A 14628-nucleotide genomic window follows, 5' to 3' on the forward strand; every position below is an offset into this window, starting at 1 on the left:
AAACCTAACCGATTGCCCTGAGGCCTTCGACCACGCGCACGCGCGCTGCCTGCCACGCCGGCACGATCGCGGCCGCGAGGCCGACCGCGACCGAGCATGCGGCCTGCAGCGCGACCGTCTCCGTCGACACCTTGAACACCGGGAAGATGCCGCCGGCCGCCTGCTTGAACAGGCTCGCGGCGGGCGGCGTCGCGAGGATCCCGAGCCCGCCGCCGGCCACCGCGATCAGGACCGATTCGCCGAACACGATCAGCGCGAGGAAGCCGGGGCCGAAGCCGAGCGCCTTCAGCGTCGCGTATTCGGCCGTGCGCTCGCGCGCGCTCATCGCCATCGCGTTGGCCATCACGGCCATGATGATCAGGATCACCACGTACGACACGAGACGGATCGCCGCGATGATCTGGTTCGACATCGCGACGAAGCCGAGCTGGAACGCCTGCTCGGTCTCGGTCAGCGTCTCGGCGAGCGAGTTCTTGAACACCGCGTCGACGTTGCGCGCGATCGACGCGCCGTCGTCGGGGTTCGCGACGCCGAGCACGAATACCCCGACCTGGTCGGCCTGCTTCGGCGTGCGCTGGCGCACCGTCTCGTTCAGATAGTCCCAGTGGAACACCAGCTGGCGCGTGATCGTCGAGTCGTCGCGGCCGTCGAAGATCCCGCGCACGACGAAATCCCAGGTGCCCGGATAGATCGTGCCCTTCAGCGGGATCACGTCGCCGATCTTGAAGCCGAATTGCGTCGCAAGCTGGCGCCCGACCAGGCAGCCGCGCCGGTCGCGGTTGTAATCGGCGCGCTGCTGATCCGGGACGATGTATTCCGGGTACAGGTCGAGATAGTTGTCCGATACCGCGAAGCTCGCGAAGAAGTTCTTCGGGTCGCGGTAGATGCCGCCGAACCAGTTCGAGCGGACCACGGCCGTCACGCCTTCGACGCCGCGGATCCGGTTCTCGTAGCTGACGGGCAGCGGAAACACGAGCGAGATCGCGTTGCGCGTGACGAGCCGCCCGCTGGACGCGGCGGCCGCGCCCGCGTACCACGCGTCGACCACGGTGTGCAGCAGCCCGAACGCGAGCACGGCGATGGTCAGCCCGAGCACGGTCAGCAGCGTGCGCAGCCGGTGCCGCAGCGCGTTGCGCGCGATCAGCTTCAGCACGTACATCGCGCGCGCTCCCGCCGCCGGTCAGCCGGCGTGCCCATCGATCAGCTCCCCTTTTTCCAGATGCACGAGCGACTGCGCGGCGCCGGCCGCGTGCGCGTCGTGGGTCACCATGATGATCGTCTTGCCGAGCTCGGCGTTCATCCGCTGCAGCATTGCGAGCACATCGGTGGCCGACGCGCGGTCGAGGTCGCCGGTCGGCTCGTCGGCGACGATCAGCACGGGATCGGTGATCAGCGCGCGTGCGATCGCGACGCGCTGCTGCTGGCCGCCCGACAGCTCGGACGGGTAATGGCTGGTCCGGTCGCCGAGGTTCACCATGTCGAGCACGAGTTCGACGCGCTCGCGCCGCTCGCGGCGCGACAGGTGCGTGAGCATCAGCGGCAGCTCGACGTTCTCGAACGCGGTGAGCACCGGCATCAGGTTGTAGAACTGGAAGATGAAGCCGACGTTCGCCGCGCGCCATTCGGCCAGTTGCGCCTCCGCGAGCAGCGAGATGTCGAGCCCGCCCACGCGCAGCTCGCCGCTGTCGGGCCGGTCGATGCCGGCCACGAGGTTCAGCAGCGTGCTCTTGCCGGAGCCGGAAGGCCCCATCAGCGCGACGAAGTCGCCTTCGCCGATGTCGAGCGTGATGTCGGTCAGCACGGGCACGATCTGGTTGCCGCGCCGGTACGACTTCGCGACGTGGCTGAGCTCGACGAGGGGCGGCGATGCGTCGTTCACGCGCGCGCTACTTCTTCGCGACGGTCACTTTCGCGCCGTCCTTCAGCTTCACGCCTGGCGCGAGCACGACCGTGTCGCCGGGTTTCACGCCGCGGATCGCCACCAGTTCGCCGATCCGCATGCCGCGCATCACGGCCACCGCGTGCACGGCGTCGTCCTTCACGACGAACACGACCGGCCGGCCGTCGCGCTCGACCACCGCGCTCGCCTGCACGGCCGTCACGGGCTGCCGGTCCTGCGCCGACACGGGTTTCGACAGGAACGCGATCTTCGCGCTCATGTCGGGCAGCACGCGCTCGTCGCGGTCGACGAAGCGGATCTTCACGAGCACGGTGGCCTTCGACCGGTCGACGGTCGGCACGATGCGCGACACGCGGCCCGCGAAGCGCATGTCGGGCAGCGCGTCGAGCTGGATCTCGCACGGCTGCTCGGCGCGGATCTTCGCGATGTTCGATTCGGCGACGTCGGCCTCGACTTCGAGCGTGTCCATGTCGGCGATCGTCACGACGGCGCCCTTGCTGTCCGACGCGGACGAGAACGGCGTGATGTTGTCGCCGACGTTTGCGTGCTTCGCGAGCACGATGCCGTCGAACGGCGCGCGGATCACCGTCTGGTCGACGGCGACCTGCGCTGCCTGCGCGTTCGCTTCGGCCGACGCGATCGCGGCCTGGTCGCTGCTGAGCGTCGCGCGCGCCTTGTTCACGCGGGCCGTGTCGGTGTCGAGCTGCGCGGCCGGCACGGCGCCGCGCGGCGCGAGCGCGGACGTGCGGCGCAATGCAATCTCGGCGTCCTTCAGCTCGGCCTGTTCGACGCCGAGGTTCGCGCGGGCAACCTTCACCTGCGCGAGCGCCTGCGACAGCGATGCCTCGACGTCGCGGCTTTCGAGGCGCGCGATGATGTCGTCCTTCTTCACGCGCGTGCCTTCGAGCACGCCGAGCCATTCGACGCGCCCCTGGCCCTTCGACGCGACCGCGGCCTTGCGCTGCGGCACGACGTAGCCGGTCGCATTGAGCTGCGTGTCGTTCTGGTACGGGTAGGCGGACGTGACGGACGTGGTTTCGACGGCCGGCCGGCCGGTGAGCGCGAGGCCGGCGACGATCGCGACGACGAGGATCGCGGCGGCCGCCGCATAGCGGACCCACCGGCGCCGGCGGGGCACCGGTGCGATCGGACGCCGGTCGATTTTCAGTTTGTCCAGATTGTGATCGGGCAATTTGAGCGCCTCGAGACGGCGGCGGTCTGGCGACCGGCCGCGATCCGGTTTCCCGGGAAGGGACGGATGGTCGCCAGTATAAGCGTCGCCCCGACGGCGCGCGAGCCGGTTTGCGGCGCCATGCGGCGGCAGTCTGGCCGGGGCGCCGGCGCAGGACGAAGTGCTCGCCCCCGGGGAAACCCGAGGGCGCAAGCAACGTGTCAACTGGCCGCGAAGTCGGCGCGTTATGGAACCAGTGCGTCAGGTTTTGTCGCGACGGAACGGCGAAAGCCGGCCTCGCGGCCTGGGGCTCCGATGCGAATGCCTCGCATCTTTACTTACCGGTACGTTTGATTTTTTCTCCGCTAAAGGAAGAACAATGAAGAAGACGCTCGCTTCGATCATCGCCGCAGCATTCGCACTCGCATCGGTTTCGGCATTCGCACAGGCGTCCGCGCCGGCAGCCGACACGTCGGCAGCAGCTCCGGCACCGGCCAAGAAGGATCACAGCAAGCCGAAGCACACGCTGAAGCACCACGGTTCGGCCAAGGGCAAGGCGAAGGCTGCCGCCGCTTCGGCAGCCGGCACGAACGACGCAGGCGCAGCAAACTAAGCGCTTCGCACCGGGCCGGCACTGCCGGCCACGCGTCGCGGAACCCCGCATGTTTCGGCATGCGGGGTTTTGTTTTTTCAGGCGTCGCGTTCGCCGGGCGGCGGCGGTGGTGCTAGCTGCGTCGGCCGCATCGCGTCGACCACCGCGCGCATGCGCCGCCAGTGCGAGCCTTCCCAGAACACGCGCCGGCACACGTCGCATGCGGCGAAGCGCCGGTGCCGCTGCATGATGCCTGCCGGCACGCGCGGCGCGGCGGCCGCCGCGTCGAGCGGATGCAGCGGCGCATTGCAGCGCAGGCAGAGCCGGAACGGCCGCATGTGCGGCGCGAGATCGAGCCGGTCGAACAGTTCGCGCAACTGGTCGGCCGGCTGCAGCGCATGCAGGTAGCAGCCGCGCACGACTGCGCGCCGCTTGAGCAGTTCGCGGTCGCGCGTCAGCACGATCCGGCCCTCCCGCTCGGCCAGCGCCGCGAGTTCGTCGTCGCGATAATGGTTGTCGTAGCAGGTATCGAAGCCGGCAAGGCGCAGCAATTGCGCGAGGCCACCAAGATGCGCGTCGGCGACGAAGCGCCACCGCGCCGGTTGCGGCGCGGCTGCGCCGTTCGCCGCCGGCTGAGAGCGCTCCGGAAACGCTTCGACGCGGTCGCCGTCGCCGAGCGGCCGGTCGAGTGCGGCCGGCGCGTCGTTCACGCAAAGCCGGCCGATTTCGGTATGCGGGACCCCGAGCGCCTCGATCGCATGCTTCACCGTCGCGTCGCGCGCACACGCGTGCCCGAACGCGCGGTCACGCTGCGCGCGCGGGAGAAAGGCGTTCAGTTCGCCGTGAAAGCGGAAGGTCGCGGTCGCCATCCGTCCAGTATCGCACCGCGCCCGGCCGGCGGCAGGCGCTGCAGGCGGCCGTCATCTGTGGTTAACTCGCGGCTTCACGGAGCGAAGGAGCAGGCAATGGATCTCGGGTTTATCGGGCTGGGCGAAATGGGGCAGGCGATCGCAACGAACTTGCTGAAGGCGGGCCACTCGGTGCGGGTCTGGAACCGCTCGCGCGAGCGTGCCGAGCCGCTCGCGGCGTTCGGCGCGCAGATCGTCGACACGCCGGCCGATGCGTTTCGCGGTGACGCGGTGTTTTCGATGCTCGGCGACGACGCTGCCGCGCGCGCCGTGTTCGACGATGCGCTGCTCGCGCAGGCGCCGCGCGGGCTGATTCACGTGAACATGGCGACGGTGTCGGTCGCGCTCGCCGAATCGCTCGCGCACGCGCATGCGTCGCGCGGCATCGACTATGTCGCCGCGCCGGTGATGGGGCGGCCCGACGTGGCGGCCGCCGCGCGCCTGACGATCATGGCGGGCGGCCCGGCCGAGGCGATCGACCGCGTGCAGCCGCTGTTCGACGCGATCGGCCAGAAGACCTGGCGGTTCGGTTCGCTGCCGCAGCACGCGAACGTTGCGAAGATCGCCGCGAACTTCACGCTCGCGTCGGCAATCGAGACGCTCGGCGAGGCGTCGGCGCTGCTGGGTGCGCACGGCGTCGCGATGCGCGACTTCCTCGACGTGATCACCAACAGCGTGTTTCCGGGGCCCGTCTACGAAGGCTACGGCTCGATGATCGCCGAGCGCCGCTACGAGCCCGCGCGCTTCAAGGCGCGGCTCGGGCTGAAGGACGTCCGGCTCGCGCTGGAAGCCGGCGACGCGACGTCGGTGCCGCTGCCGGTGGCGAGCGTCGTGCGCGACAGCCTGCTCGATGCGCTCGCGCACGGCGGCGGCGACCAGGATTTCGCGGTGCTCGGCGAGGTGGCGCTGCGCCGCGCCGGCCGCTGACGCGCGACAGAAGCGCCGCGCTCACGGCATAATCGGCATTTGGTTTTCCCGACATTCAGGCAGAGGTGGTCATGAACTTGCATACGTGGTGGCTTTTCGTGGCGACGGTGTTCGTCGTATCGGCGATTCCGGGCCCGAACATGCTGCTCGTGATGACGCACGGCGCGCGGCACGGGTTGCGGCGCTCGTCGTCGACGATGGCCGGCTGCCTGACCGCGATGGTGCTGATGCTGTCGGTGTCGGCGGCAGGCCTCGGCGCGGTGCTCGAAGCGTGGCCGGCGATGTTCAACACGCTGCGCTTCGCGGGTGCGGCCTATCTGGTCTACCTCGGCGTGAAGGCGTGGCGCTCGGGTGCCGACGAGGTCCCGGCGGGCGACGCCGAGCCGGCGGCACGCCAGGCGGCCGCCACGTCGCGCTGGGCGCTGTACCGCAACGGCTTCCTGGTGTCGGGCAGCAACCCGAAGGCGATCCTGTTCGCGGCCGCGCTGCTGCCGCAGTTCATCAACGCGGCCGAGCCGACGCTGCCGCAGTTCGGCATCCTCGTCGTCACGTTCGCGGTGATCGAGGTGAGCTGGTATCTCGTCTACGCGTCGTTCGGCACGCGCATTGGCGCAACGCTGAAGAGCCAGAGCGTCGCAAAGGTCTTCAACCGGCTGACGGGCGGGCTGTTCGTTGGCTTCGGCGCGATGATGGCGCTGGTCCGTCACTGATTTCACGCTGACTCCGGCGCGCCGAACGCCCCGTCCCTCGCAAGCGGGCGGGGCGTTCGGTTTTGGGCGGCCGCTTCACGACGCGGCCGCTTACGCCCGCGGGCGCGTCAACGCCGCGGCGCCGATCCGGCGTCCGGCCGCCACCCCGAACACGGCGGCCGCACCTGCGAATGCGAAGCCGACGCCGCACACCGCACCCCATCCGCCCCATGCCCATGCGCTGCCCGCGAGCACCGCGCCGAGCGCGCCACCGACGAAGAACAGTCCGACGAACAGCCCGTTCAGGCGGCCGCGCGCGGCCGGGTTCAGCAAGTTGATCTCGCGGCGGCCGATCGTCTGGTCGACGATGACGCCCGCATCGAGCAGCGCTGCGCCGCCGGCCAGCAGCGCGAGCGCGACACCGCGATGCGCGTGCGCGTCGAAGCCGAACCAGCCGGCACCGGCGATGCCGAGCACGACGAGCGCGGCGAGCATCGTGCCGTGCGCGATCCGCTGCGCGGCCGGGCCGTGGCCACGGTCGCCGGCGCGGCCGGCGAGCGGCGTGACGATTGCGCCGCTGGCGCCGGCGAAGGCGAACAGCGCGATGCCGTGCAGGTCGAGCCCGAACGGCGGTTGCGCGAGCCGCAGCCCGACGGCGGTCCAGAACGCACTGAACGCAGCCATCGCGAGCGCGGCCGACAGCGCATGCCGGCGCAGCACCGGCTCGTCGGAGATCAGGCGCCCCATTGACGCGAGCAGCGCGCGGTAGCCGGCCGTGATCGACGGCGTACGCGACGGCAGGCGCAGCGCGAGGACGACGGCAATCGCCGTGTTCGCGACCGCGGCCAGCAGGTAGAACGCCCGCCAGCCGGCCGAGCCCGCGATCAGGCTCGCGAGCGGCCGCGACAGCAGGATGCCGAGCATCAGCCCGCTCATCACGTTGCCGACCGCGCGGCCGCGCTGCGCTTCGGGGGCCATCGACGCGGCCATCGGCACGAGCATCTGGATCACGCTCGACGCGGCGCCGGCGGCCAGCGTCGCCAGCAGGAATACGGTGCCGGATCGCGTGAACGCGGGCAGCGCGAGCGCGGCCGCACATGCGGCGAGCGTCGCGACGATCAGGCGGCGGTTCTCGAGCAGGTCGACCAGCGGCACGAGCAATACGAGCCCGGCGGCGTAGCCGAGCTGCGGCAGCATCGCGATGAGGCCGGCGAGACCGGGCGGCAGGTGCAGGTCCGCGCTGATCGGGCCCGTCAGCGGTTGCGCGGCGAACAGGTCCATCACGATCACGCCGACCGTCGCGGCGAAGAACAGCGTCATCCCGGCGCTCAGCGCGGGCGGCGCGGCGACAGGCGCGGGAACGGAGGCGGGGCAACGGTTGGCAGGGCAGTTCATCGGAAGCCTGGGAGACGGGTCGAAGGAATCCCCATCGTAGGTGCCCGATGTTTATGCGACAATTGAAATATGTCTAACATGATTATGCGAGTTTGTTTTGAATACGCGTGATCTCCTGGCGTTCGTCGCGGTGGTCGACAGCGGGTCGATGGTCGCGGCGGCCACGAAGCTCCACCTGACGCAGCCGGGCCTGACGCGGCGCGTGCAGAACCTCGAAACGTTGCTCGGCGTGCCGCTGCTCGAACGGCAAAGCAAGCCGCTGAAGCCGACCGCCGCCGGGCGCGACGTCTACACGCTTGCGCGCAACGTGCTGGGCGCGGTCGACGAACTGATGGCGGCGGGCGCGCCGGACAGCGAGCCGTCCGGCGAGCTGCGCATCGGCGTCCCGCCGTTCCTGTCCGAGCTGGCGCTCGAGCGGCCGATCGACCGGCTGCGCGACGCGTTCCCGCGCCTCACGCTGCGCGTGACGGCCGGCTGGTCGCCGGCACTGATGCAGGGCATCGAGCGCGGCGCGCTCGACGTCGCGGCCGTGATGGTGCCGGCCAGTTCGGTGCTGCCCGACGCGTTCACCGCGACGCTGCTCGCCACGCAGCCGACGGTGCTCGTCGCCGCGCGCGATTTCCCGCTGCCGGACGGTCCGCTGTCGCTCGACATGCTGTCGGGCTTTCCGTGGGTGCTGAGCCAGGACGGCTGCGGGATGCGTTCGGCGCTGAGCCGTGCGCTCGGCGCGGCCGGGCTGCCGTTCGACGTCGCGGTCGAGGCGTTCGGCTCGGAGTTGCAGTTGTCGCTGGTCGCGCGCGGCGCCGGCATCGGCATCGCCGCGCCGAATGCGCTGGCGCGCAGCGCGCATCGCGAGGCACTGCGGGTGGTGGAAACGGCCGGGCTGGAAACGCGGATCAACGTGTGGATCGTGCACGGCACGTTGCCGGGCCGGCTGGTGCGGCCCGTCGCGCTGCTGCGCGACGCGCTGGGTGAGGTGCTCGAGCGGGAGAACGGAAGGGGTCAGATGCGGTAATGGCGAACTAGAGGCAGCATTCGAGGGAAAATCCTTATTTTCTCTACGGAAATGTTGCATTGCGGAAACCGATTCGCTATAGTTGCACCTGTCTCCTCCATGTCTCCTCTGATATGGATTCAGCCCGCCTCTTAGGCGGGCTTTTTTTTGCCTGCGATTTTGTCGTGGCTGTCCATTCGCCTGCGCTCGCCGGCGTCAGAACTTGTACGTCATCCCGACGTAGCTGATGATCGGGTCCGCCTTCAGGTCCGATTTCGACTCGGCGAGCACCGAACCGTCGGCCGCCTTGATCGTTACCGTCGACGTCGTCTTCAGCGGAATGTAGGTCACCGACGCAACCAGCCCGAAGTGCTCCGTCATGTTGTACTGCAGGCCCGCGTTGAACACCGGCTGCCATGACGACGACGCCTTCGCCTCCACCGATGTCGTACCCGGCTTGCCCGCGCCCGCCGCGAGGATCGCGCCGAGGTTGTCCTGCGTCTGCTTGATGAAGTTCGTGTTGAGCTGCAGGTCGCTGAACCAGTTGTACGACACGCCGAGACCGAGGAACGGCCGGAACTTCGCGGTGGCCTGCCCGAAGTAGTACTGCAGGATCACCGCGGGGCTCCACTGCCGCACGCTCTTCACGATTGGGTTGACCGACCCCAGCCCGATGTTCTGCGTGCCGAGCGCGCCGGCAGGGCCTGGCGGCTTGATCGTGCCCTGGCCCGACACCTTGAACACCGGCGGCACGCCGGCCACCGACGTGACCGCGATGTGGTCGGTCAGGAAGTGGCTGACCGTCAGGCCGACGGTATCGGCGCCGCTCGTGCGCAGCCCGGTGCCCGGCGACGTGAATGACGGCGGCAGCCGCAGCGGCGTGTTGATCGGCGTCGGCGCGACGTTGGTCGTCATCGGCGTGCTGCTCTGCTGCGGCATCACGTGAAACCAGCCGAGCGTGACGACGTTGCTGCCGGCGCTCTGTGCGTGCGCCGCGAGCGGCGCCAGCACGGCGGCGCCGGCCGCCGCGCAGAGAAGGGTTTTCTTCATCACGGCTTTCCCCTCCGCTTACTGGACGAATGCGCCGATCGTGAAATACGGCGTCGATCCCGCGTTGTCGAGGAAACCGAACACGCCACCCGTGAAGATGAACTTGCCGGTCGGCGACGTGCTGCCCGAACCCGTGTGGATCGTCGTGACCACGCCCGGCACCTTCTGCGTGTAGTCGAGGTCGAGCGCGGTCGCGAGCGATGCCTGCGACGGCTGGAACGGATCGAGCAGCGTGGCCTGGTTGTTGATCAGCGCGGTGGTCCGGTAATTGAACTGGCTGTCGACGCCCACGTACTCGCCGTTCTGCGAACCGGCCGCGATGGCCGTCTGCGGCGCGAGGATCGAGATGCTCGATTCGTCGTCGGCGGTGAGGCCCGGCACGCCGTTGCTGTCGGGCGTCGGGTTCGGGTTCGCGACACCCGTGCGCACGAGGATCGGCACGAGCTGGTTGCGCAGCTTGCCGACGATCATGAAGCCCTTGCCCTGCGGCGTCGCCGACAGCGTCGGCTTCAGCTGGCTCGTGTAGTTGTTCGACTGGAACGCGCCGCTGCCGTCCGCGGACTGCGCGAAGTTCGAGCCCTGCTGCGTGCACGCGCCGCCGGCGAACTGGCCGGTCGAGTCGCACTTGGTCCACGAGCCGTCCGCGTTGATCGTCACCTTCGCGTCGATCGACGCCGGTGCGAAGTTCTGCGACGGCACTTCGCCGAAGCCGACATGGCTGTACGTACCCGCGACCTTCGTGATGTCGGTTTCGATCGACGAGAAGCCGATGAACGGGTAATACGGGAATTTCGTGTCGGGCACCGCGGCCTGGCCGAGCACGCCGTTGAACTGGATTTCCTTGCCGGGGATCGTGCCGCCCGCGACACCTTCGCCGACGAAGATCCGCGCCGGACGCGACGGATCGAGACTCGCGCCGTTCAGCCGGAATGCGCACTGGTTCAGCTTGTTGGTCGGCAGCAGCGTTTCCTGCGTGAGCGTGCCGCTGTCGACGGTGCCCGCGCGGGTCGGCGTGACGGTGCCGGTCGTGCGCGGCACGGCCGATTCCACGTACGTCACCTGCCAGGTCATCTTGGTCGTGTCGAGCTGCACCTTCGCGAGTTCGCCGCTGCCCGCACCGCCCGTAAACACGGTGCTGTAGTCGAGCGAGGCGGGACAGAGCCGGTCTTCGACGAGCGGAGGTGGGTTGTCGCTGCCGCCGCCGCAAGCGGAAAGAAGGGGGGCGGCAAGGGCCGCCGCCAGAATGAGGTTGCGCTTCATGTTGCTCCTCCAGATTTGTCTTGTGCGGCGGCCAGCTCCCTGTCGGCCGCTTCTGTTCGTTGTGCTCGTGCTGCCCGCGCCGTGCCGGACGCCGTCGTTTCGAGCCTTCCCTGCATGCCGCGGCGGCGCATCGTTCGCCGCCGCGTCCTCGACCGTTACTTGCTGATCTGTGCGCCCACGCCGAAGTACGGTGTCGACGAAGTCGTCGAGTTCGCCGACGTCGACGTGACGCCGCCGTTCACCGTGCCCTGGATCAGCGCCGCATAAAGCCCGCCCGTCGCGATCACTACGCCCGATGCCGCCGTGCCGCTCTTCGGTATCGTCGTCGCGTTCAGCAGGCCCGGCGTCGTCTGGCCGTAGTCGAGCGTGAAGCCGTCTTCCTCGGCCTGCGTGGTCGGGTTGATGAACGACGCGTTGCTGCCGCGGATCAGCGCAGCCGTGTACTTGAAGTTCGAGTCCGCGCCCGCGTAGCCGCCGTCGACCGCACCCGACTGGATCGCCGTCGCCGCGCCGAGCACCGCGATGCCCGATTCGTCGTCGACCTTTGCGTCGGCATGCAGCGGCGCCGTGCCGAGGTTCACGTCGCCCGTGCGCACGATCACCGGCACCGTCGCGCCGTTGAGCTGGCCGATCACCATGTGCGCGGTCGCCGACTTGCCGGTCGTGCCGATGAGCGGCAGCGACGTCTGCGGCAGGATCTGCGGTGCCTGCGTGCTGTTGAGATAGCCGCCCGCGGCATTCACCGTCCACGGATTGCCGGTCGTCTGGCAGCTGCCGGAGGTCGACGTGCACGCACCGTTCGCGTCGAACGTCTCGCTCGAGTTGACGCCCTTCGTCGCATAGTTGCCCGACGGCACGAGGTGATAGAGCAGCGCGTTGTACGTGCCCGGCAGCTTCGTGAGGTCGGTCGTCGTGTTCGCGAAGCCGAGGAACGGGTAGAAATCGAAGTGGCGGTTCGGTACCTGACCGACGTTCTTGTACAGCGTGACCGGGCCGAGGGCGATCGTCAGTCCATCGAACTGAACCGTCGCGCCGGGAATGCCGCCGCCCGCGACGCCCATGCCGACCAGCAGCATCGGCGGGTTCGCCGGGTTGAAGTCGGCGGCGGTCGAATACGTCGAGCCGTTCGGCGCGGTACCCGTGCCCGGCGTGAGCACGAACGCGCAGCGCGTCTGTTCGGCGGTCGGCAGCGTGCCGGTCGGCGGATGCATGACCTTGCCGGCGATCGTCGTGCCGACGCGGCTCGGCGTGACCGTGCCGGTCGCGAGCGGAATCGGAGATTCGAGCCACTTGAGCGTGTACGTCATCGCGACCGCGTCGATGTTGACGCTGACGATCTCGCCGCTACCTGCGCCGCCGAGATACGTGCTCTTCACGATGTCGGCATCGGCCGGGCACAGCGCGCCGTTGACGGGCTGCGACGGCGGCGGCCCTTGCGTGCCGCAACTCGATCCGGAACATTGGGGCGCATTGATCGGCGCGGGTGCGCCGCCGTCCCCTCCACCACATGCAACCAGGAAAGGGGCAATGGCAAAGGCCGTTGCCACCCCCTTCGATAAGGCGTGCGACATGCCGCTGTCTCCAATCGTTTAATTGTGCGAGCTAATGTCGCCGCCTTGATTTTTGCTGTCAATTGATGAACCCGTCTAAAAAAGGCGATTGAAACGGGAATCGTGTTTTGAATCCTTGCCGGATAAGGCATTCGGTAAGAATTTAAACGTACGGCAGGCGGCCGGAAGCTGCCGGAGTGGGGGATGTGCGACGCCCGGCACGCTCTCGGAGCGCCTTCCTGCGTATAACGGCAGCGTTTAAAGCGACGGTATCCGGTTTATCCCTATTCGGGATTCACTGGATAAAGGAGGGGTGGGATTAATTCACTGGTAATCGCGCAATGGAAAGCTTGTAAATAATTGTAAATGCGCGATGCGGCCTTTTTTATATATTGCCTGATACGGGTAAATAAAAAGCCGGCCAGTGGCCGGCTTTGCATTGCATGCGATGCTGAATCAGCGTTTGAGACCTGCATCCTCGGCCGCGCCGATGCTCAGGTTCATGCACTGGATCGCGGCGCCCGATGCACCCTTGCCGAGGTTGTCGAGGCGCGCGACCGTGACGAAGCGCTCGGCGTTGCCGAACACGAACAGGTCGACACGGTTCGTATCGTTGTTCGCCTGCACGTCGAAAAAGCCGCCGTCGAGGTTCGCGTCCGCGTCGAACGGGGCGACGCGCACGAAGGCTTCGTCCGCGTAGTACTCGGCGAACACGCGCTGCACGTCCTGCGGCGTTGCGCGCTTCGCGAGCTGCTCGGGCGAGAAGTAGGTCGTCACCGCGAGCCCCTTCAGGAACGGGCCGACGATCGGCGTGAAGATCGGTGCGTTCGCGAGGCCCGTGTGTGCGGCCATTTCCGGCAGGTGCTTGTGCGTGAGGCCGAGCGCATACGGACGCGGGCTCGCGAGCTTGCCGCCCGGCGCCGCATTCTCGTAGTCGGCGATCATTGACTTGCCGCCGCCGCTGTAGCCGGTGATCGAGTAGCTGTGCGCGGCGAACGTCGGCGCGACGATGCCGGCATCGACGAGCGGGCGCATCGCGAGCACGAACGCCGATGCGTGGCAGCCCGGCACCGCGATGCGCTTCGACGTACGAATCTTCTCGCGTTGTGCGCGGGTCAGCTCCGGCAGGCCGTAGGCCCAGTCGGCGCTCGTGCGGAACGCGGTGCTCGCGTCGATCAGGATCGTGTTCGGGTTCTCGACGAGCGAGGCGGATTCGCGCGACGCGACATCCGGCAGGCACAGGAACGTGACGTCCGACGCGTTGATCAGGCGGCGGCGCTCTTCGACGTCCTTGCGCTTCGCTTCATCGATGCGCAGGATCTCGATGTCGCTGCGTGCCGACAGGTATTCGAAGATCTTGAGGCCGGTCGTGCCTTCCTGGCCGTCGACAAAAACTTTGGTGCTCATTTCGCTCTCACTGAATGAAACGCGGGCCCGCGCCCGGAAACCGCCATTTTAAGACGTCATCCGGCGGGCCTGCACCGCGCGCGGCGAAAAAAAGGACGGCCGGCGGGCCATCTTGTGTCCCTTTGACGCCCGCCGGTGCGAGCGCGCGGGCGCAGGGGCGGGCTCAGCGGGCGCCTGCGTCCCAGCGTGCGGCTGCTTCGGCCACGCGCCGGCCGAACGCCTTGCCGGTCTCGAGGTCGCCCGGCAGCGGGCCTTCGTCGGGCGTCGCATCGGCCGGCGATTGCGCGAGCAGGCCCGTGGAGCCGCCGAGGTAGTTGATGTCGTTGCGCGTGGCCGCCTTCGAGTTGGCCGGCATCAGGCTCGTGCCGACCCACACCATCCCATGCTGCATCGCGAGCGTGACGAAATATTGAATCGTCGAGAACTTGTCGCCGTTCATCGTCGCGGAGTTCGTGAAGCCCGCGGCGATCTTGTCCTTCCACTTCTGCGTGAACCACGCTTTCGACGTGGCATCGGCGAATTGCTTGAACTGCGCCGACGGGCCGCCCATGTAGGTCGGCGCGCCGAAGACGATCGCGTCGGCCGCGTCGAGCGCGGCCCAGCCTGCGTCGTCGAGGTCGCCGACGGCGATCAGGCGCACGTTCGCGCCGGCGTCCTGCGCGCCGGCGTGCACGGCCTCGGCCAGTTTCTGCGTGTGACCGTAGCCGCTGTGATAGACGATGACGATGTTCGACATGAAGCGTTCTCCGGAAAGGGACGGGAACGGCGGACCGCAGGCTCGCCGC

Annotated in this window: 14 protein-coding genes; 4 read left to right on the top strand and 10 right to left on the bottom strand. The window is 68.4% G+C overall.

Features of this window, described 5'->3' with window-relative positions; genetic code table 11:
• Positions 1-4: 4 nt before the first annotated feature.
• From ACWMMN_RS01245 to ACWMMN_RS01255, 3 genes are read right to left on the bottom strand one after another with little or no spacing between them, the layout of a single operon-like run.
• A complete protein-coding gene (locus tag ACWMMN_RS01245; protein ID WP_059232651.1) occupies positions 5-1159 on the bottom strand; it encodes an ABC transporter permease in 1155 nt (384 codons plus the stop codon).
• Positions 1160-1180: 21 nt separating this feature from the next.
• Positions 1181-1879, bottom strand: a complete 699-nt coding sequence (locus ACWMMN_RS01250) for an ABC transporter ATP-binding protein (protein WP_486422917.1) — start codon at positions 1877-1879, stop codon at positions 1181-1183.
• A 7-nt stretch (positions 1880-1886) separates the two neighbouring features.
• On the bottom strand, positions 1887-3092 hold the full coding sequence (locus ACWMMN_RS01255) for an efflux RND transporter periplasmic adaptor subunit (protein WP_059232649.1): 1206 nt from the start codon (positions 3090-3092) through the stop codon (positions 1887-1889).
• 358 nt (positions 3093-3450) lie between these two features.
• Here ACWMMN_RS01255 and ACWMMN_RS01260 point away from each other — a divergent pair, with 358 nt between their 5' ends.
• The gene (locus tag ACWMMN_RS01260) at positions 3451-3684 is read left to right on the top strand and encodes a hypothetical protein (protein ID WP_059232648.1); all 234 of its coding nucleotides are present in this window, start codon (positions 3451-3453) and stop codon (positions 3682-3684) included.
• 77 nt (positions 3685-3761) lie between these two features.
• Here the strand turns inward: ACWMMN_RS01260 and ACWMMN_RS01265 are convergent, their stop codons facing one another.
• On the bottom strand, positions 3762-4532 hold the full coding sequence (locus ACWMMN_RS01265; protein ID WP_486422918.1) for a Mut7-C RNAse domain-containing protein: 771 nt from the start codon (positions 4530-4532) through the stop codon (positions 3762-3764).
• 96 nt (positions 4533-4628) lie between these two features.
• Here ACWMMN_RS01265 and ACWMMN_RS01270 point away from each other — a divergent pair, with 96 nt between their 5' ends.
• Positions 4629-5498: an NAD(P)-dependent oxidoreductase gene (locus ACWMMN_RS01270; protein WP_059232646.1), complete on the top strand. Its 870-nt coding sequence runs from the start codon at positions 4629-4631 to the stop codon at positions 5496-5498.
• 71 nt (positions 5499-5569) lie between these two features.
• Complete coding sequence (locus ACWMMN_RS01275) at positions 5570-6208, top strand: LysE family translocator (protein ID WP_059232645.1); 639 nt, start codon at positions 5570-5572, stop codon at positions 6206-6208.
• A 90-nt stretch (positions 6209-6298) separates the two neighbouring features.
• Here the strand turns inward: ACWMMN_RS01275 and ACWMMN_RS01280 are convergent, their stop codons facing one another.
• Positions 6299-7582: an MFS transporter gene (locus ACWMMN_RS01280; protein ID WP_059232644.1), complete on the bottom strand. Its 1284-nt coding sequence runs from the start codon at positions 7580-7582 to the stop codon at positions 6299-6301.
• A gap of 97 nt (positions 7583-7679) precedes the next feature.
• Here ACWMMN_RS01280 and ACWMMN_RS01285 point away from each other — a divergent pair, with 97 nt between their 5' ends.
• Positions 7680-8597: a LysR family transcriptional regulator gene (locus tag ACWMMN_RS01285; RefSeq protein WP_226196776.1), complete on the top strand. Its 918-nt coding sequence runs from the start codon at positions 7680-7682 to the stop codon at positions 8595-8597.
• 195 nt (positions 8598-8792) lie between these two features.
• Here ACWMMN_RS01285 and ACWMMN_RS01290 read toward each other — a convergent pair whose 3' ends face one another.
• The 5 genes from ACWMMN_RS01290 to ACWMMN_RS01310 form a co-directional block, all read right to left on the bottom strand.
• Positions 8793-9626, bottom strand: coding sequence for an OmpW/AlkL family protein (locus tag ACWMMN_RS01290; protein WP_059232642.1), 834 nt, complete (start codon positions 9624-9626; stop codon positions 8793-8795).
• Between the two features lie 18 nt (positions 9627-9644).
• Positions 9645-10886, bottom strand: a complete 1242-nt coding sequence (locus ACWMMN_RS01295; RefSeq protein WP_059232641.1) for a DUF2957 domain-containing protein — start codon at positions 10884-10886, stop codon at positions 9645-9647.
• Between the two features lie 155 nt (positions 10887-11041).
• Complete coding sequence (locus ACWMMN_RS01300; RefSeq protein WP_059232640.1) at positions 11042-12457, bottom strand: DUF2957 domain-containing protein; 1416 nt, start codon at positions 12455-12457, stop codon at positions 11042-11044.
• Between the two features lie 435 nt (positions 12458-12892).
• Positions 12893-13843 carry an N-acetyl-gamma-glutamyl-phosphate reductase gene (gene argC, locus ACWMMN_RS01305; RefSeq protein WP_059232639.1) on the bottom strand — a complete coding sequence of 317 codons (951 nt, stop codon included), beginning with the start codon at positions 13841-13843 and terminating at the stop codon, positions 12893-12895.
• Between the two features lie 163 nt (positions 13844-14006).
• Positions 14007-14579, bottom strand: coding sequence for a flavodoxin family protein (locus ACWMMN_RS01310; protein WP_059232638.1), 573 nt, complete (start codon positions 14577-14579; stop codon positions 14007-14009).
• Between the last annotated feature and the right edge of the window lie 49 nt (positions 14580-14628).

The organism is Burkholderia cepacia complex sp. TUM26381 (genome assembly GCF_057439935.1).

Excerpts from the sequence above, each read along its gene's own strand:
- ACWMMN_RS01265 (WP_486422918.1), bottom strand. The coding sequence starts at position 4,532 with ATGGCGACCGCGACCTTCCGCTTTCACGGCGAACTGAACGCCTTTCTC.
- argC (WP_059232639.1), bottom strand. The coding sequence starts at position 13,843 with ATGAGCACCAAAGTTTTTGTCGACGGCCAGGAAGGCACGACCGGCCTC.
- ACWMMN_RS01295 (WP_059232641.1), bottom strand. The coding sequence starts at position 10,886 with ATGAAGCGCAACCTCATTCTGGCGGCGGCCCTTGCCGCCCCCCTTCTT.
- ACWMMN_RS01290 (WP_059232642.1), bottom strand. The coding sequence starts at position 9,626 with ATGAAGAAAACCCTTCTCTGCGCGGCGGCCGGCGCCGCCGTGCTGGCG.
- ACWMMN_RS01270 (WP_059232646.1), top strand. The coding sequence starts at position 4,629 with ATGGATCTCGGGTTTATCGGGCTGGGCGAAATGGGGCAGGCGATCGCA.
- ACWMMN_RS01260 (WP_059232648.1), top strand. The coding sequence starts at position 3,451 with ATGAAGAAGACGCTCGCTTCGATCATCGCCGCAGCATTCGCACTCGCA.
- ACWMMN_RS01280 (WP_059232644.1), bottom strand. The coding sequence starts at position 7,582 with ATGAACTGCCCTGCCAACCGTTGCCCCGCCTCCGTTCCCGCGCCTGTC.
- ACWMMN_RS01300 (WP_059232640.1), bottom strand. The coding sequence starts at position 12,457 with ATGTCGCACGCCTTATCGAAGGGGGTGGCAACGGCCTTTGCCATTGCC.
- ACWMMN_RS01275 (WP_059232645.1), top strand. The coding sequence starts at position 5,570 with ATGAACTTGCATACGTGGTGGCTTTTCGTGGCGACGGTGTTCGTCGTA.
- ACWMMN_RS01310 (WP_059232638.1), bottom strand. The coding sequence starts at position 14,579 with ATGTCGAACATCGTCATCGTCTATCACAGCGGCTACGGTCACACGCAG.
- ACWMMN_RS01245 (WP_059232651.1), bottom strand. The coding sequence starts at position 1,159 with ATGTACGTGCTGAAGCTGATCGCGCGCAACGCGCTGCGGCACCGGCTG.